At 57.3% G+C, this 17,862-nt stretch carries 16 protein-coding genes; 12 read left to right on the forward strand and 4 right to left on the reverse strand.

Annotated elements, in window-relative coordinates; genetic code table 11:
* The 4 genes from HPY71_09975 to HPY71_09990 all read left to right on the forward strand — a co-directional run bounded on the left by HPY71_09975 (nucleotide 1) and on the right by HPY71_09990 (nucleotide 3,853).
* Nucleotides 1–1,380: a V-type ATP synthase subunit B gene (locus HPY71_09975; GenBank protein ID NPV53835.1), complete on the forward strand. Its 1,380-nt coding sequence runs from the start codon at nucleotides 1–3 to the stop codon at nucleotides 1,378–1,380.
* A 67-nt stretch (nucleotides 1,381–1,447) separates the two neighbouring features.
* Nucleotides 1,448–2,062 (forward strand): V-type ATP synthase subunit D, encoded by a 615-nt coding sequence (locus tag HPY71_09980; GenBank protein NPV53836.1) that lies wholly within the window; start codon nucleotides 1,448–1,450, stop codon nucleotides 2,060–2,062.
* On the forward strand, nucleotides 2,046–2,516 hold the full coding sequence (locus HPY71_09985) for a universal stress protein (GenBank protein ID NPV53837.1): 471 nt from the start codon (nucleotides 2,046–2,048) through the stop codon (nucleotides 2,514–2,516). Before HPY71_09980 ends, HPY71_09985 begins: the two co-directional genes overlap by 17 nt.
* Nucleotides 2,517–2,704: 188 nt before the next feature.
* Entirely contained in the window at nucleotides 2,705–3,853 is a 1,149-nt protein-coding gene (locus HPY71_09990; protein NPV53838.1) for a glycerate kinase, read from the forward strand.
* Nucleotides 3,854–3,878: 25 nt separating this feature from the next.
* Here HPY71_09990 and HPY71_09995 read toward each other — a convergent pair whose 3' ends face one another.
* Nucleotides 3,879–4,325, reverse strand: a complete 447-nt coding sequence (locus HPY71_09995) for a hypothetical protein (protein ID NPV53839.1) — start codon at nucleotides 4,323–4,325, stop codon at nucleotides 3,879–3,881.
* 245 nt (nucleotides 4,326–4,570) lie between these two features.
* On the opposite strand from HPY71_09995, the gene HPY71_10000 reads away from it, so the two are divergent.
* From HPY71_10000 to rbsK, 3 genes are all read left to right on the forward strand, one after another.
* The gene (locus tag HPY71_10000; protein ID NPV53840.1) at nucleotides 4,571–6,085 is read left to right on the forward strand and encodes a UDP-N-acetylmuramoyl-L-alanine--D-glutamate ligase; all 1,515 of its coding nucleotides are present in this window, start codon (nucleotides 4,571–4,573) and stop codon (nucleotides 6,083–6,085) included.
* A gap of 162 nt (nucleotides 6,086–6,247) precedes the next feature.
* The gene (gene folD, locus HPY71_10005; GenBank protein ID NPV53841.1) at nucleotides 6,248–7,099 is read left to right on the forward strand and encodes a bifunctional methylenetetrahydrofolate dehydrogenase/methenyltetrahydrofolate cyclohydrolase FolD; all 852 of its coding nucleotides are present in this window, start codon (nucleotides 6,248–6,250) and stop codon (nucleotides 7,097–7,099) included.
* 5 nt (nucleotides 7,100–7,104) lie between these two features.
* On the forward strand, nucleotides 7,105–8,049 hold the full coding sequence (gene rbsK / locus HPY71_10010; GenBank protein NPV53842.1) for a ribokinase: 945 nt from the start codon (nucleotides 7,105–7,107) through the stop codon (nucleotides 8,047–8,049).
* 146 nt (nucleotides 8,050–8,195) lie between these two features.
* Here the strand turns inward: rbsK and HPY71_10015 are convergent, their stop codons facing one another.
* From HPY71_10015 to HPY71_10025, 3 genes are all read right to left on the reverse strand, one after another.
* Nucleotides 8,196–9,278 carry a phosphotransacetylase family protein gene (locus HPY71_10015; GenBank protein NPV53843.1) on the reverse strand — a complete coding sequence of 361 codons (1,083 nt, stop codon included), beginning with the start codon at nucleotides 9,276–9,278 and terminating at the stop codon, nucleotides 8,196–8,198.
* A gap of 26 nt (nucleotides 9,279–9,304) precedes the next feature.
* The gene (locus tag HPY71_10020) at nucleotides 9,305–11,407 is read right to left on the reverse strand and encodes an acetate--CoA ligase (GenBank protein NPV53844.1); all 2,103 of its coding nucleotides are present in this window, start codon (nucleotides 11,405–11,407) and stop codon (nucleotides 9,305–9,307) included.
* A 204-nt stretch (nucleotides 11,408–11,611) separates the two neighbouring features.
* A complete protein-coding gene (locus HPY71_10025) occupies nucleotides 11,612–12,085 on the reverse strand; it encodes a nucleotidyltransferase domain-containing protein (GenBank protein NPV53845.1) in 474 nt (157 codons plus the stop codon).
* Nucleotides 12,086–12,641: 556 nt separating this feature from the next.
* Here HPY71_10025 and flgF point away from each other — a divergent pair.
* The 5 genes from flgF (at nucleotide 12,642) to HPY71_10050 (ending at nucleotide 17,828) form a co-directional block, all read left to right on the forward strand.
* A complete protein-coding gene (gene flgF, locus HPY71_10030) occupies nucleotides 12,642–13,517 on the forward strand; it encodes a flagellar basal-body rod protein FlgF (protein ID NPV53846.1) in 876 nt (291 codons plus the stop codon).
* Nucleotides 13,518–13,728: 211 nt separating this feature from the next.
* Nucleotides 13,729–14,517: a flagellar basal-body rod protein FlgG gene (gene flgG, locus HPY71_10035; GenBank protein NPV53847.1), complete on the forward strand. Its 789-nt coding sequence runs from the start codon at nucleotides 13,729–13,731 to the stop codon at nucleotides 14,515–14,517.
* 88 nt (nucleotides 14,518–14,605) lie between these two features.
* Nucleotides 14,606–15,772, forward strand: a complete 1,167-nt coding sequence (gene flgA / locus HPY71_10040; GenBank protein NPV53848.1) for a flagellar basal body P-ring formation protein FlgA — start codon at nucleotides 14,606–14,608, stop codon at nucleotides 15,770–15,772.
* Nucleotides 15,735–16,376 (forward strand): flagellar basal body L-ring protein FlgH, encoded by a 642-nt coding sequence (locus tag HPY71_10045; protein ID NPV53849.1) that lies wholly within the window; start codon nucleotides 15,735–15,737, stop codon nucleotides 16,374–16,376. Before flgA ends, HPY71_10045 begins: the two co-directional genes overlap by 38 nt.
* A 213-nt stretch (nucleotides 16,377–16,589) precedes the next feature.
* On the forward strand, nucleotides 16,590–17,828 hold the full coding sequence (locus tag HPY71_10050) for a flagellar basal body P-ring protein FlgI (GenBank protein ID NPV53850.1): 1,239 nt from the start codon (nucleotides 16,590–16,592) through the stop codon (nucleotides 17,826–17,828).
* Nucleotides 17,829–17,862 lie beyond the last annotated feature (34 nt).

Below are 17,862 nucleotides of genomic sequence, written 5' to 3' on the forward strand. Positions count from 1 at the left end.
ATGATAGGAGAGAGGGAATATCTTGGGGTTTCCAAGCTCTTCGGCCCGATCCTGGTTGTGGAGAGGGTTCTGGGCGTGGGGCAGGACGAGATGGTAGAGATTATAGAGCCTGGCGGGGAAAACCGGCTCGGCAGGGTCCTCGAGGTGATGGAGAAGGCCGCCGTTGTGCAGGTATTTGAGGGGACATCCGGCCTCATTCCCGGGAATACGCGCGTCAGGTTCACGGGCTATCCGCTCCGCATACCTGTCTCAAGAGATATGCTTGGAAGGGTATTTGATTATCTGGCGCGGCCCCTCGACGGCGGGCCTCCTCCGATTGCCCGGGACTTGCGCGATGTAGATGGGTCGGCCATCAATCCCACAGCCCGTGAATACCCCCGTGACTATATCCAGACCGGGATTTCCGCTATCGACGGCATGAATACCCTGGTAAGGGGCCAGAAGCTTCCGGTATTCTCTGGGTCAGGACTACCTCATGATGCACTTGTGGCTCAGATTACGCGGCAGGCCAGGGTTAAGGATGAAAGCGGGGAATTTGCCATCGTATTTGCGGCGATGGGCGTCAAGCATGATACCGCGGAGTTTTTCCGGAGAAGCCTCGAAGAGAGCGGCGCCCTGCGAAACACTGCGATGTTTTTAAACCTCGCGGATGATCCCCCGATCGAGCGCCTAGTAACGCCCAGATCGGCTCTTACCCTGGCGGAATTTCTTGCATTTGAGGAAGGTATGCATGTGCTCGTAGTCCTAACGGACATGACAAATTACGCCGAGGCTCTGAGGGAAATATCCAGCGTGCGCGGCGAGCTTCCGAGCAGGAAGGGCTATCCCGGCTATCTTTACAGCGATCTTGCATCAATATATGAGCGGGCCGGGAGGATCGCCGGCAGGCCGGGCTCCATCACGCAGCTCCCGGTTTTGACCATGCCTAACGATGACATTAACCACCCTGTGCCGGATCTGACAGGGTATATAACAGAAGGGCAGATTGTATTGGGGCGTGAACTTCACAATAAGGGGATATATCCTCCGATAGATGTGTTGCCATCCCTTTCTCGTTTGATGAAGGATGGGATAGGGGAGGGGCTCACGAGGGAGGATCATCCAAATGTGGCAAGTCAACTCTATGCGGCTTATTCTCATGTAAAGTCCACACGGGCGCTAGCTTCAGTAATAGGAGAAGAAGAGCTATCAGAGGTTGACCGGGCCTACCTCAAATTCGGGGAGGACTTTGAGAGGAGATTCCTTGGGCAGGGTCATGATGAGAATCGCGAGATGGAGGCGACCTTAAGTCTTGCGTGGGAGATGCTCAGTGAGCTACCCCGGGAGGAACTACACCGTGTAAGCAAGGAGCAGATCACGAGATACCTCGGGGACTCCTGATGCTTTTTATGGGGTAAGGTGAAATAAGGTGGCAAAGCTGCATGTCCCCCCTACAAGGAGCAATCTTTTGAAGATCAAGAGGGAGCTTGATCTCGTATCCCAGGGACACGAACTCCTCAAGCAGAAAAGGGATGTGCTTCTTATGGAGGTAATGCGCCTTCTAGAGGACGCCTCTGCAATCCAGAAAGAAGCGCGGGAGAAGCTCGAGACGGCTTTTTCTGCCCTTAGGCGGGCAAATCTTACCATGGGCACGGAGGCCGTGAGGCGAACATCTCTTACCGTCAGGAGGGCCGTCTCCGTAACAGTCAGGCAACGGAGTATTATGGGCGTGGCCGTTCCCGAGCTAGATTATACTGACAACGAGAGGCCCCTGGACTATAGTTTTCTCGGAACATCTGCCGGGCTTGATGAGAGCCGGCTCGCCTTCAAGGAGGCGCTCAGAACGGTTATAGAAATGACGGAGACAGTAACCTCGGTGATGCGTCTTGCCAGGGAGGTTGCGCACCTCGAGAAGAGGATAAATGCTCTTGAAAACGTATTTATCCCCCAGTATGAAGAGACTCTAGCGTTTATCCGTGAAACTCTTGAGGAACGAGAACGGGAGGAACTCTACGCTATGAAGCTCGCGAAGACCAGGGGAGAGAGTAGAAAGGAAGGGGCTCAGGATGCGCTCGCTATTTGATGTTGTAGTTGTTCCTGTGGACGGTTCCGGTTCATCCTTTCATGCCCTGGAGGTGGCGGCCTGGTCCACAAGAAAATTCGGGGGCGGCGAGATAATTGCAGTAAGCGTGATAGATGAGGATGTGGTGCGGCAGCTATCACGCCTTGAAACCCCTGGTATGAGGGACGTGGAAAAGAAGCTCGAAGCTGACGGCATGAGAAACTTAGCCCTTGCCGAGAAGGTATGTTCTAGCGGAGGCGTAGGGATTAAGAAGGTTATCCGGAGGGGTATACCCTATCTCGAGATAGTTGAGGAAGCGAGGGAGAGGGATGCTACCATGATCATCATAGGCCGGGTTGGAAGGCGCGGGCCACGAAGGATCCGTATCGGAAGCGTGACCGAACGCGTGATAGAGTATGCCTCTTGTCCTGTAATGGTGATCGCGGGGACGGGGGATAATACGGGGGAGAGGTAAGAGGTTGAGCGGTTGAGCGATGGGGGGGGGTGACTAAAAATCAATCTTACGGATGAAGGATTATGCCATATGATGGGCGAATATGATAGGCGGATTTGCAATCTTTAAACAAGTTCATCGCGATTATTAGATTATTAGGGATATATCTGCAGGGAGATGCCGGGGAGGTTTGGAGGGCTCATTAATACATGGTAGTAATTATTGCACCTGATTCATTCAAGGGGAGCATGTCGGCTCTTGAGGCCTGCCTGGCCATCGAGGAAGGCATAAAGAAGGCAATGCCGGACGCTACGGTGATCAAGGTCCCGATGGCGGATGGGGGCGAGGGGACGGTCCAGTCGCTCGTGGATGCCACGGGGGGCGAGGTCATAGGGGCGGATGTCACGGGGCCTCTGGGCGAGCGCACGCGGGCATTCTGGGGGCTGATGGGTGATGGGGAGACAGCCGTGATCGAGATGGCGGCAGCGTCGGGCCTCCCCCTTGTGCCACCGGATAAGCGGAATCCCCTAATCACCACGACCTATGGGACGGGCGAGTTGATTCAGGCCGCCTTGGATCGCGGGTGCAGGCGGGTAATCATAGGCATTGGCGGGAGCGCTACAAACGATGGGGGAGCTGGGATGGCCCAGGCGCTCGGAGCGCGCCTCCTCGATGCAGAGGGGCGACCTATCGGTTTTGGCGGGCGCGAGCTCGCACGGATCGAGCGAATTGATATCTCGGGGATGGACCAGCGTGTGCGGGATGGTGGGGTCGAGGTAGTCGTAGCGTGCGACGTTGATAACCCGCTGATAGGGCCGAGGGGTGCCTCCGCCGTTTACGGCCCCCAGAAGGGCGCGACCCCCGAGATGGTGGAGGAACTCGATAAGGCCCTTGCTCATTATGCAAGGGTCATTGAGAGGGATCTCGGAAAGCGGGTTGCGGAGCTCCCGGGAGCTGGCGCTGCAGGCGGGCTGGGGGCCGGGCTGGTTGCCTTTCTTGGAGCCGCGCTCAGGCCCGGGGTGAATATTGTCGTTGATGCGGTAAGGTTGGAGGAGCATATGAGGCGCGCGGATGTCGTTATAACGGGCGAGGGACGCATGGATTTCCAGAGCGTTTATGGCAAGACGCCCATAGGGGTCGCTGCTGTCGCCAGGCGCTATGGCGTCCCCGTGATCGCCATCGCAGGCGGCCTGGGAGACGACTTTGAAGCGGTCTATGACCATGGGATCGATGCAGCCTTAAGCATGGTAAGCGGGCCCATCAGCCTGGATGAGGCCATGGCCAATGGGCGCGATCTCATAAGGGACGCAGCTTTTGCGGTGGCGAAAATCCTGCGAATCGGGCAGAATATTAAATAAGGGATGCGGGCGGGATGCCAGGCGATTATGGGTGCTGTTGGCAGCGGTGATTGTGAGTGCCGCCGGCAGCGATCTCTCGGTAGATACCCGACTTCCAGTACCATGGTGCTCTGGGGTCTGCGAGTTTCCTTTGCGGGATTTTGAGTTTATAGAGTTCAATTTCGCTCTCGAGCCACCAGTGGTACTCAAAGCGTTTTTCTACAAGGGAAATTATTTTACGATGCCGGTAGATGTGGAAGGCGCCTTTATCAGTAATGACATGGTAGTGTTTGTTGCCCCAATCATCCGTCCATTCCTTGAGGATGTGTAGTATTGAATAGGGGTCGTTCCTCCACCAAAAGGACGAAGGTCTGGGGTCGCCATCGGTGAAGCCCACACTTACCCGTTCATGGAATGTGTGGATCACGCGTCGCATCCCTTTGCGAAGTTGTCTCGGCGAGGCGGGGGTTTTCTTCTTTAACTGTTTGCCCATAGTAGTCAATCCCTTCGTGAAGATTTGTAGACCTGTCGCGTATAGCTCCTCCTATAAATATATTTTAACGCGACGGCGGAAACTTTCCAGCATTTTCGCTCGAGGAAAACCGCGCTCAACAGCGCGGATTCGACAAAGAGTGCCAGGGGCTGTCGAGGCCGGGTGGGGCGGGAGCCCGGAGAGATAGGGCGAGGGGCTGGAGAGACTGGAAAGAGAGATTAAGGAGATCGAAGTCAACTATGTCGATGTCAGCAAATGAGGCAAGGTCGAATGTGCTGAGGTCTGGAGCGCGATGGGGTTCAGATTTTACAAGCAGGTATAACGCTGTTGTTGAACGACTCAGGGGCAAGAGCGTTGTCGTAGTCGGTGTCGGCGTGAGCAACCTGCCGGTTATAAGATTTCTCGCGGGCGCGGGAGCAAAGGTCACGGCGTGCGATAGGAAAACCGGCGAAGAGCTTGGCGCGACCCTGGAGAAGCTTTCGGGGCTCCCTGTGGGATTCAGGCTCGGCCCGGATTATCTCGAGGGCCTCGACAAGTTCGACATGATGTTTTTAACGCCGGGGATTCCCCGCGACATTCCTCAGATTGCGGCCGCACGGGCGGCGGGGGTTACGGAGAGCAGCGAAATCCAGCTCTTTTTCGAGTTGTGCCCCGCACCGATCGTCGGCATTACCGGAAGCGATGGCAAGACCACCACAACGACCCTGGTTGGAAAGGCTCTAGAGGCTTCTGGCAAAAGAGTCTTCGTGGGGGGGAATATAGGCAACCCCCTGCTCGAACAGGTTGAGCATATGACCCCGGATGCCGTTGTTGTGCTTGAATTGAGCAGCTTTCAACTCCAGGCGATGGAGATGAGCCCGCACATCGGGGTCATCCTGAATATATATCCAAATCACATGGATTACCACCGCTCCATGCAGGAATATATCGACGCCAAGGCTAACATCGTGAGTCACCAGCGACCTCAAGATTTCGCCGTGTTGAACCAGGATAACGAGGCAGTGCGAGGTATAGGTGAACGATGCCGTTCGCGGCGGATATTTTTTACGAGGCTGGCGGAGCCGGGGGAAGGAGTTTTTGTGAGGGGCGAAGAAATATGGATAAGGCTCGGCGCCAGGGAAGAGGTAGCGTGCCTTAAAAGCGATATACGCGTTCCCGGGGAACATAATGTGGAAAACGTGCTGGCGGTCACCGCAGTGGCCGGGCTCCTTGGCGTGGAATCCGGCGTGCTCCGGGACGTCCTGCGCGAGTTCAAGGGCGTTGAGCATCGCCTGGAGCTGGTGGGCGAGTTGGGGGGCGTGAGGTTTTATAACGATTCGATAGCTACGACCCCTAGCAGGGCGATAGCCGGCCTGCGGGCTTTTGAAGAACCTCTAATTCTAATCGCGGGTGGGTATGACAAGAAACTCCCGTTTGATGAGTTTGCAGAGGTTGTCCTGGACCGGGTGAAGGTCCTGGTGTTGGTCGGGGATACAGCCGGCCAGATAGAGGCAGCTGTGCAGAGGGCGGCGGGCTCCAGGGCTGGAGCCAGAGCCAGAGCCGGGGCCGGGGTTGAGGCTGCGGACAGGGGTTTCAGGGATATCTCGAGCCCTAAAATCGTTCGGTGCAGGGATTTTGATGAAGCTGTCCTTTGCGCTGTGAGATCGGCGGCCCCGGGTGATATTGTGCTTCTATCGCCCGCCTGCGCGAGCTTTGATATGTTCAAGGATTATAAGGAGCGGGGCCGGCGCTTCAAGGAGATCGTATCGTCGCTATCCTGAATGCATCCTGAATTCTTCAAGCTGATATGCAAGTTCATGTGGCGGGTGACTCGCGTTTTTTGCTGTGGCGGTCGAGTCGCCGGCGACATGAGACAGGGGAGCCTGATGCGAGGTATTGAGGATGCTGTCGCAGTATAGAATTTTGGGTGAGGAGGGCGCATAATGTCCGCCAAAATCATCGACGGTAAGGCCGTCGCAAGGGAGATCCAGGAGAGGCTTGCAGAGGAGGTCGCGCAGCTCAAGAGCGAGAGAGGCATAACCCCGGGGCTTGCTGTTGTGCTCGTAGGGAATGACCCTGCCTCGCGCGTCTATGTGAATAATAAGAAGAAGATGTGCGAGAAACTGGGCATCTACTCAGAGGAGCACTTGCTGGATGAAGCCACCAGCCAGGATGCGTTACTGGGGCTGATCCGGGACTTGAACTCCAACCCCAGGATTCACGGGATTTTAGTGCAACTTCCCTTGCCGGAGCACCTGGACGAGAAGGCGGTGCTCGAGGCGATCACCCCAGAAAAGGATGTTGATGGCTTCCACCCTGTGAACGTGGGGCGCCTGATGGTCGGGGAGCCATGCTTTGTCCCGTGCACGCCTGCGGGGATAATAGAGCTGATCAAGCACACTGGCGTGCAGATCAAGGGCAAGCGCGCCGTGGTTATTGGGCGGAGCAACATCGTCGGGAAGCCTGTTGCGCTCTTGCTGCTCGCGGAGCACGCGACCGTCACGATATGTCATTCCCGGACGGTCGACCTGCCCGGAGCGGCGCGGGAGGCGGATATCCTTGTCGTGGCCGTTGGCAAGCCGAAGCTCGTCAACAAGGAATTCATCAAGCCGGGCGCGGTAGTGATCGACGTGGGAGTCAATCGCATAGAAACGGGCCTGGTCGGGGATGTGGACTTTGATTCGGCCTCCGAGGTGGCTGGCTATATCACCCCGGTGCCAGGCGGCGTCGGCCCGATGACCATAATAATGCTTATGCGCAACACAATTGAGGCCGCAAGACGAAGGGGGAAATAGCAACCATGCCAGGTGTGCCCGGGAAGCCGAGGATTACGGTGTTGGGTAGCATGAACATGGACCTCGTGGTTAAGGTGCAGGGCGCCCCCCGGCCGGGTGAGACGGTCAGGAGCGAGGATTTCAAGATGGTCCCCGGGGGGAAGGGGGCGAACCAGGCGGTCGGCGCTGCCCGGCTGGGGGCTGAGGTCCACATGGTGGGCCGCGTCGGCGATGATATCTTCGGCGAGACCCTCATCCAGAATCTGAAGGCCGCCGGCGTTGATGCCGGGCGCGTGCGAAAGGACCCCGAGGCTGGCTCGGGCCTGGCGTTGATTACTGTGGACGCCACAGGGCAGAATAGCATCGTGGTAGCCCTAGGCGCAAACAACCGGGTTTCACCGGAGGACGTAGACTCGGCGCGTGACCTGATCGAGACATCGGATGCCTTGATCATGCAGCTTGAAATACCCATTGAGATAGTGATCTATGCGACACAGATTGCGGCCGGGAAGGGTGTGCCCGTGATCTTGAACCCTGCGCCGGCCCGACCCGTCCCGGATGAGCTCATCAAAGGAGCCGCTTTTCTCATTCCAAACGAGAGTGAAGCATCCCTCCTGAGCGGTCTTGCTGTGGAGGGACGCGATGAGGCGGCGGAAGCAGCCATGCGCCTCCTGCAGCGGGGGGCGAGGAATGTGATCATCACCCTCGGCGAAAAGGGCGCGCTGGTCGCAAATCCCGGGGTTTCTGAGTTCATCGCGGCATACGAGGTTGATGCCGTAGATACCACAGCCGCCGGCGATACCTTCATCGGTGCGTTTGCAGTCGCCTACCTGAAAGGGTCGCCGGTGATGGACGCGGCGCGCTACGCTTCGGCGGCCGCTAGCATCTCCGTTACGAGGCTTGGGGCACAGGCTTCGATGCCGACGGCCGGTGAGGTTGAAGCGTTCCTTGCGCGTGTTCGCCAGGCCTGATTTATGAGCCCAGGCCTAGTTTATGGGCCAGGCTAGATTCATCTGGTCGTCTGGCGAACTCCGGGCATATTCCTGCCCTGAAAATAGCCACCACATAAAGATCATTTTCATCGTTCTGTTGGTGTCGCCCTGGGCGACATGAGGGTTTAGCCACGGATAGCATCCACTATAGGATCGCAATCGCAGTGCTCCCTGATCGTCTCCCGGGCCACCCTTATGCCCTGCTCGTCATGGGGCTTGATCTTGCGTGTGATGGCGCGGAGCTTCTGGACCGCGGTATAGGTGTCGTCCTGGACCAGGAGGACTGGTATGCCCTTCTCTTCGGCCTTGTTGAGGACCCCTATGTCGGGGAAGAGCCCTCCCGTCAGGATCAACACCGAGGTGCTGGTCTCGAGCGCAGCCAGGGCCACATCGGAGCGGTCGCCGCCTGTGACCACCGCCTTGTTGGTCGACCTGCGGAAGTAGCGGAGGGCGCTCTCGAAGGTCATCGCCCCTATGAGCACATCCTCGACGAGGTTTTGTAGGTTCGCTTTGCCGGCGAGCACCTCAGCGGTGAGCACATCGCATATCTCCTCTACGGTCGGTGAGGTGATCTCGGTGTGGGAAGGTATCACGCCAAGCACGGGGAAACCCTGTTTTTCGAGGATCGGCTTGTATACTCCTTTGCTTTTGTCCAGTATCGTTCGAGGGACGTTGTTTAATACGTTCCCGACCACCGGGAGGTTCAGGGCCCGCGCATATGAATTATAGAGGAGCGCCGTGTCCAGGTCCAGGTCATTGGCGATGCGGCTCACCATGAGGACCATGGAGCCCAGCTCGCGCGCGAGGGTGAATGCGTCAAGGCCCACGCTCGCCATAGCCTGGGGGGACGTTGTGCCCTCTATCAGCACCAAATCGGCGTTCGCCGCCACCTTGTCAAAGGCGCGCTTCACCTCCACCCCCGCCAGGGAGTACTGTCCAATGGACTGTTTGTCGCAATAGGTTGTAAGGCTTGTGAGGTATGAGGGGCCTGTTGTGAAAAGCACGATATCTTCCAGTGGGTTTTCCATTCCAAGGAGGTCCTTCATCAGGACGGCATCCATATCCTGGTTCTTGCGCAACCCAGCAACGTTGCCCACCGGCTTGAAGAATGAGACACGTAAACCCTCTTCTCGAAACCTCTCCGCCAGCCCCACGCATAAAGCTGTCTTGCCGCTCCCGGCCATTCCAATTACATAGAGGCTTTTCACGGGATTCTTCTCCTCCTTTCTCTCCGTCAAGATATAGTGATCTTCATATCGATGGCGGTAACCCCCTTGCCGGCCTCGTATGCGAACAAGGGGTTGATATCCATCTCGAGTATCTCGGGAAAATCCCTCGCAAGCCTGGCCACACGGATCAATGTGTCCTGGATGGCTGGGATATCCGCAGGCGCCTCTCCACGGAAGCCGCGCAGCAGTGTATATGCTTTTGTTTCCCGCACCATGGCCTCGACATCCTGTTTCCGCAACCCATATGCCAGCCTGAAGGATACGTCTTTCAAGAGATTGACGTAGATGCCACCGAGGCCGAACATGAGCATGGGCCCGAATTGAAGGTCCCGGACCATCCCTATTATGAGCTCCCTTCCAGGCGGCATCATGTGTTGTACTTCAACGCCATAGATGCTAGCATCCTGCATGTGGGCTTCCACGTTTTCTATTATCTCGACGAAGCACTCTCTGACCTTTTCCGGGGTGTCCAGCTTGAGTTTGACACCCCCCACGTCAGTCTTGTGAAGTATTCTCGGCGAGGCTATCTTCAGCGCAACGGGGAATCCGAGTTCCTCCGCGACCCTGGCGGCCTCGTCGGGGGTCTTCGCGAGGCCGGAAGGGGCGGCCTTTATCCCGTAGGCCTGCGCTACCCGTGCTGTCTCTGTCCCGAGAAGGGTATTTCGTTTATCGGCCCTGACTGACTCCAGTATTGCGCGCACTCTATCCTGGTCTACGGGGAATTCGAAGGGTACCTCCTCCAGAGGCTCGGCAAGCATAGTGGCGTACCGGGTCAGTCCAGCTATGGCGGAGACTGCGCGCTCGGGGAAGACGAAGCATGGCATCCCGGCGCGGGTGAGCTTCTCAACGCCCTCTGATGTCCGCTTCCCACCAACCATAGAGACCAGGAGGGGTTTCTCAGGGCGGCTGGCCCTTACCTTCAGGACCACATCGGCAACCCCCGGAGGATTTGTCTGGGCCTGCGGGGTTACTATCACAAGGCTGGTATCAACGTTGGGATCAGGGAGGACGATATCGAGGGCCAATTCATAGCGCTCCGGCCTCGCGTCCCCTATCACATCAACGGGGTTGTATATATTTGACTCGGCCGGGAGCTTCCCCCGGAGCTCCTTCACAGTCGCAGGATCGAACCTCGCCATCTCGAGCCCCATTCTCTCGACGGCGTCCGTGGCCACGATACCGGGCCCGCCGGCGTTGGTGATGAGAGCGACGCGCCTGCCCTTTGGGAGAGGTTGGGTTGTGAATGCCAGGGCCAGGTCGAAAAGCTCCTGCGCCGTTTCGACCCTCAGGACTCCTGTCTGCAAGAATGCGGCATCGTAAGCGCGGTCGTTCCCGGCAAGCGCCCCGGTATGCGACGACGCGGCGCGGACGCCCGCCTCGCTCGTTCCTGACTTGAGTATGAGGACGGGCTTCTTACGTGTGGCCTTGCCCACGACCTCGAGAAATCTCTTGCCCTGCGTGATGCTTTCGAGATAACACAGAATGACCTTGGTATTGGGGTCGTCAGCAGCGTTTTCTATAAAATCTATCTCGTCGAGGTGGGCCTTGTTACCCAAGCTCACAAACTTGCTGAAGCCCACGTTGTTGTTGAGGCTCCAGTCGAGGATCGCTGTCCCGAATGCCCCGCTTTGAGATATGAACGCGATCTCGCCCTTCATGGGCATATCAGGCGCGAAAGAGGCATTGAGTGGGACATGAGTGTCCACCATCCCCAGGCAGTTCGGGCCCATCATGTTCATATCGTAACGGCGGCAGAGCTCGACCATCCTATTCTCGAGGGCGGCGCCTTCCTTCCCGACTTCCTTGAAGCCCGCAGAGATCACAATGATGTTCCTGGTCCTGGCCTTGCCGCATTCCTCAACGACCTGCGGGACCAGCGCCGCGGGCACACAGATGATTGCCAGGTCCGTCCCGGGGATCTCGCCGATGTTTTTCTTGCATGGGAGGCCCAGTATCTCAGGTTCGCCCGGGTTGACGGGGTAGATTTCGCCTGGGTAACCGGATTCAATGATATTCTTTAAGATGGAATTGCCAACCTTTCCGGGTGTCTTCGATGCGCCGATGACAGCGACCCGTCTCGGGTTGAAGAAGTGCGTGAGGTCTCGCATATTCCCAGTCACCTTCTTAATAACCTATAAATAAAATGCATAACGCAAAGGGAAGAGTTTGCTTGTCAAGCCGGGGGTTTGAAGTTGCGTTTGATAAATTCTACAATGAAGAATGCAAATTTCCGGAAGTCATCCAGGTTGTTTTGCAGTATATTGTAGACTCATCTCATACCTCCCTGGACATTCTTGACTCTCTAATGTCCTTCAGCCATCTACCCTCTTATAGTCTATAGCCTTTCCGAAGGTGCCCATCTTGATATGTCTCTCCATGTATCTAAAGCTCAATCTGCGGAGGTGGGCAGTATCCCAGAACCGTCGCCCGGTCTCTATAGTAAAGTTGATTCTCGCGCCCTCGTTGCGGCAAAGAATCAGTTTCCCATCTCTCAGGACGCGATGACGCAACAAAACCGGTGCCCTATTGAGCACCACAATATCGATATCATTACGATGGAGGAGAGCCGACAGAGCGCCCCATAGCTCAAGGCGATAGCGTGTATAATGGGCGGGTTCTACTGTATCATTTAGAAACACCGCAATATCTATGTCGCTCAAGGGGCCTGCCTGAGCACGCGCCTGGGAGCCGAAAAGGTAAGCAAAAATTACCTCGGCGCGATCGGCGAAGAAAGCCTCAAGTTTAGCGATGAGTTGTTGGGGTTGAGGCTGGATCCGCTTTGACATGTTTATGGGGGCTCCCTCTATGAGTATTGGATCTTGAAGTATTGGATCCCGGGTAGAATATCGCTACACGTCATCGCTGCATGCTTATCGAACGGGGGTAGTTGTCTAATTACATTATACCCAAAAGATGGTTTCAAGACAACATGATTTTGACGAGAGCCCTTAACAGGAACTACAAGGTTGACATCCTCCCCGAAATAAATTCCGCGGCTTTGCCCCGGGTTTTATGTAACGTAATGTGGGAAAAATTTTCGCGTACGCTCGAGTCGACTTCGCTGTTCTTCCGAATTATAAGGCCCTTATCCCGCAGGCTATGACATGTCCATGCCATGTGTATCATGCATATAAGGTCGCCTCTTTCACGTCTCCCTCATTTTCCTACCGGATGGTACAATATTTGCTTTTAGATTTGGATCGGGATCGGATTGGACTGGATTAAACCAAGATGAAAAGGTCAATTGAGCCAAGATGACCAGGTCAAGCCGCGCCAGGCTTGTTTTGAATAACCGGTCGGCCGGGCAAGACCTGAGAAGTGAGGGGGAATGGAGGTGGTTTGGTGCTCAGAGGCTTATATTCCGCGACCTCCGGGATGGTGGCGCGGTCCCACTGGCAGGATATCATTGCAAATAATCTGGCTAACGTCACAACCCCTGGCTTCAAGGGGGACCTGCCGGTCTTTGAGAGCTTTCCCGAGATGCTCCTGAATCGTATCATGCCGGACCGGGGGAGCATGCTGGATGCCGTGCGGAAGAGCACCCCAATAGGCCGCGCCGGCGTGGGGACGGTCATCGCCGAGACTGCTACCAACTTTGCAGAGGGACCGGTCGTCGAGACGGGCAACAAGCTCGACCTGGCGCTGGTGGGCAACGGGTTCTTTGCGGTCGCCACCCCGGCCGGGGAGAGGTACACACGCAATGGCTCGTTTTGCCTGAACGAGCAGGGTGAGATCGCGACCCTGGATGGCTACCGGGTCCTGGGGGAGGACGGCAGGCCGATACAGGTCGCGGGGGCGATCCATGTTGTGGGTAGCGCAGGTACCGTCGCGAGCAGGGGCGCCAACCCCGGCGGCAGCCTCGGTGGGAATCCGGGTGGCAGACCACCGGGCCCGAGCGGCGAGCTTACTGTGCGCGAGGATGGGACGGTGCTGGTTGGCGCGACTGTGGTTGGGAGGCTCCGCCTGGTGGATTTTGCAAACCGGGCGGCGCTTGTTAAGGAGGGGGACAACCTCTTCGCAGCCGGCCCCGGCGCGGGACCTTTTCCCCCGCCGCAAGCTGCCATTCGTCAGGGCTTCCTCGAGATGCCCAACGTTACCCCTGTTAAAGAGCTCGTATCCATGATCACCTGCCTCAGGGCTTACGAGACCAATCAAAAGGCTATAGCGTTCATCGATGAGACGCTGGACAGGGCGGTGAACGAGGTCGGGCGGGTATAGGGTAAGGAATTTGAACAGCTGGACCTTAATTGGGGGCTGTAGCCGTGGAATGACTGAAGCGGCTAAGACTACAGGCGCGGAAGTGGAGCAGGCAGGCGCAGAAGCAAAACTTGCAGGGAGAAACGGAAAGAGAGAAGCAAGCTGAAACGGACAGAAGGGAACAGACGGGGCGACGGAGCTCGACACGCTTGACATGGAGGTTTGATCGACGATGATGAGAGCACTATGGTCGGCTGCAACGGGCATGCTGGCCAAACAGCTGAATATGGATGTGATCGCAAATAACCTTGCGAACCTCAACACCGTTGGCTTCAAGAAGAGCAGGGTGGATTTCCAGGATATAATGTATCAGAATCTGAGGACCCCGGGGACAACCGTCGCGCAGGGCGCCATGGTGCCGACCGGGATCCAGGTGGGCCTCGGCACGCGGCCGGCGGCAATCCAAAGGGTATTCCAGCAGGGCGACTTCATCCAGACCGAAAACCCGCTCGACCTCGTTATCGAAGGCGATGGGTTCTTCCAGGTGCTGATGCCGGACGGCAGCACCGCATATACACGGGATGGAGCCTTCAAGATAGACAGCGAGGGCAGGCTTGTGACCTCTGATGGATTTCCAGTGGAGCCTGAAATCACCATTCCCCCTGAGGCTACAAATATAACCATAGGAACTGACGGCACGGTATCCGTGATGCTTGCAGGTCAGGACCAGCCCGAGGAGCTCGGCAAGATAGAGCTAGCCCGGTTTATAAACCCTGCTGGTCTTTCGAGCATAGGCCGCAACCTCTTCCGCAATACCGCTGCATCAGGCGATGCGATGATCGGAACGCCCGGCCTCGAGGGGTTTGGGACGATAGCCCAGGGCTTCCTCGAGATGTCTAATGTGAAGGTCGTTGAGGAAATGGTGAATATGATCATAGCGCAGCGTGCGTATGAGGTGAATTCCAAGGCGATCCAGACCTCTGACGACATGCTCGCTATTGCCAACAACCTCAAGCGCTAGTTCTAGTTTGACCTGGTTTGAATTCGTCTTGAATTCGCCTACGCTTGAATTCGTCCATGCTGACTTGCCTGGCAGGGGGTAGTGCCCGTTGATGTTGGTTACGGCCGCCTGGACGCTCCTATTGACCTTAATAAGCCTAATAAGCATAAGTAGGGGTATGATACCGCGAGCCCGGCGCTGCCGGCGTTGTCATACCACCGGCAGCGGGGCCAGGATGGCCGCTAGGATCGCCAGGGCTTGCATTATGGCCGCAACCGTAGCTGCAGCTGCAGCCACAGCCGCCATGGTCGCAAGCCCTGGCGCCCTCCCTGGCTTTGCACCTGTGGCCGTGGCCGCCGGGGACGGAACCCCCATCGTGATTACTGTAAAAGAGGAGGCTCAGGTGGCGGGGCCTAAGATACTGCTCGGTGACATAGCTACGATCACGGGCGCCCCGGGGCCTGTGGAGGATGAAATAAAGCGTATCGAGATTGGGCCGGCGCCGATCGTAGGCTACAAACGGACAGTGAGCCTCGCAAGCGTCAAGATTCACATGAGGCAGGCAGGCGTCGACCTGTCGCAGGTGACGTTTGAGGGCGCTGGCAGCGTCGCAGTGGCTGCAAGGGCCAGGACCATCACTGGCGAGGAATTTGTGAAGGTCGCGACTGAGTATATCCTGTCAACGATGCCATGGAAGAGAGACGAGGTCTCCATCGGGTGCGAGAGGATGCCCGATAATCTCCTGGCCCCCCTGGGCGAGGCAAGGCTCGAGGCTGAGAGGCTTCCAATCACCCAGTATCTCGGGACCACCACCATCCGCGTGAATGTGATTCTGGACGGCAAGCCCTACAAGTCGGTCCCTGTCGTCCTGCGCCTCAACGTGGTGAAGGAGGTTGTGGTGGCCACCAGGACTATCATAAAAGGCCAGGTCGTGACCTCCGATGCGGTGGCCCCGGAGCTGAGACAGCTCTCAGCCTTGGAGATGAATCCCGTAACGGATCCTGCTGCGGTGGTGGGCAAGGTGGCCGCAAGGACGATTCGCGAAGGCGCCCTGATATCGGCGGATGCTATTGAGGAGCCCCCGCTCATCAAGCGAGGGGATATCATTCAGATAGTTGTGAGACTCGGCGGAGTTTCGGTGACTACAGCCGGCGAAGCGCTCGAGGATGGTAAGCTCAAGGACCTGATCAGGGTGAAGAACCTCGAGTCGGGGAGGCAGGTGGAGGCTGTTGTGGTGGATGCGAAAATCGTTGAAGTTTCGCCGCCCATCCGGTAGACCTGGGGTAGCGGTGCTGGTGCTGGTGGCCTGCTCTATTCTCGGTATGGGGACCCTGCCGGCGGCCAGGGCGGCGGCGGAGTCCCTGTGGAAGGACGGCACGCCTTCCCTCTTTGTCGATCACAAGGCTCGCAATGTGGGCGACCTTGTGACGGTGTTGATAATGGAACACGCGGTGGCCAGCAATAAGGCCCAGACGAGCTCGGGCAACAAGGTTGGAGCCGGCCTGGACCAGGGGACCGGGCTCCTGGAATTCATCCCAGAGGCCGGGCTGGGCGCCCAGAGCAGGTTCGCAGGCTCCAAATCCACGTCCCGCTCGGGGAGCCTGGTCGCCAAGATGAGCGCGCGGGTCGTTGAGGTCCTCCCTGACGGCAACCTCAAGATTCAGGGAAGCCAGGCACTTGTAATCAATAATGAAAAGCAGAACATCGTTGTCACCGGCATCGTCCGGCCCGAGGATATCGGGGCGGACAATACGGTTATGTCGACCTACGTGGCTGATGCCGAAATACGATACGAGGGCAAGCTCGAGGTGGCCGAGCGCCAGGGCATCCTCGGTTATCTTTCGCGGTTTTTTTCAGGCCTCGTGGGTTTGATTTTCTAAGTGCAGGTTCCTTAAGTTGTGCCAGTTTACCAGCACGTCTCAGGACTTACGGTGTTGCGCTCCGGGGACGGCGCGCTTGCGGCGCGCCTCCGTTGAAATTTGGCGCGAGGGCCTTGCCAAATTTCAAAGGCCCCGTCGCGCAAACACCGGCAATCCCTGGAAAAGTGGCAGTAATTTTCGAGCTCACGCTTGGAGGTAGGAGGTGCAGGATCCATGGAGGGCTCTGGTGAAGCCCGTCGTTACGATCGCGAGAATTCCCGCGGCAGAATCCCTTGCCCTCGCCGCAGGCTGAGCGGCATTCGCTCGTTTGCTGCCATCCTGCTGCTGGTTGCCTTCTCCCTTGCCTGCTCCCTGGCCTCGAGTATCGTCCTGTTTGATGGAAGGTGCTTCGCAGGTGCTATGCGGGTTAAGGATATTGCGCGGGTGCAGGGGGTCAGGGTAAACCAACTGATGGGTTACGGCCTGGTTGTAGGCTTGGACGGTACGGGCGATTCCCGGCAGTCGATGTTCACGGTTCAATCTGTCGCAAATATGCTGGCGCGCTTCGGTGTCACAGTGCCCCCTGAGAGCATAAGGGTGAGGAATGTGGCGGCCGTCATTGTTACAGCTGACCTGCCGCCCTTTGTAAAAAACGGGGACCAGATAGATGTGAATGTAGCTTCGCTTGGAGATGCAAGGACGATTCAGGGCGGAACCCTCCTGCTCACGCCCCTGCTCGGTCCCGATGGGAAAACCTATGCCGTTGCCCAGGGCCCTGTATCCATAGGCGGCCTCAACATGTCAGGCGGCGGGCGCCAGTCGCGGAATTACCCGACCGGCGCGATGATTCCCCGGGGGGCTGTCATAGAACGTGAAGTGCCCATGAATTTCGTCGACGAGGACAAAGGAACGGTTGCCATCACCCTGAACCAGCCGGATTTCACCACGGCTTCGAGGCTCGTGGCTGCAATAAATGCCCAGTTTGGCCAGGGCGCAGCACAGGCTGTTGATGCGGGGACCGTTCAGGTGAACATTCCAACGGAATTTAAAGGGAATGCCGTTGGTTTCATAGCCAGGATCGAGGAGCTTACCATCTCCCCGGACACCGTCGCTAAGGTAGCGATAAATGAGAGAACAGGGACGGTTGTTATAGGGGGTGAGGTGAGGCTCTTGCCCGCCGTTATATCACATGGAAATCTGAGGGTGGAGATCACCAGCCTCCAGGCGTCTCCGGGGCCTCCCTCAGTCTCAGGAGTGGAATTATCCCCAGCGTTCAGGCCAGCCAGGCGGGGATCCTCAGATCAGCCTGGATCACCTGGCACCGGCAGCCTCGTCAAGCTGGGCGGCGGGGAAACGATAGATAGCCTTGTCTCGGCCTTGAACGCAATTGGCGCATCCCCGCGGGATATCATAGCGATCTTGCAGGCGCTCCGGGCCGCCGGCTCCTTGCAGGCTGAGCTGGAGGTGATTTGAGGTGAGCGATTTCAGTTTGACCAGCGCCATCTCC

The organism is Bacillota bacterium, assembly GCA_013178125.1.
Classification (GTDB): Bacteria; Bacillota; SHA-98; order Ch115; family JABLXJ01; genus JABLXL01.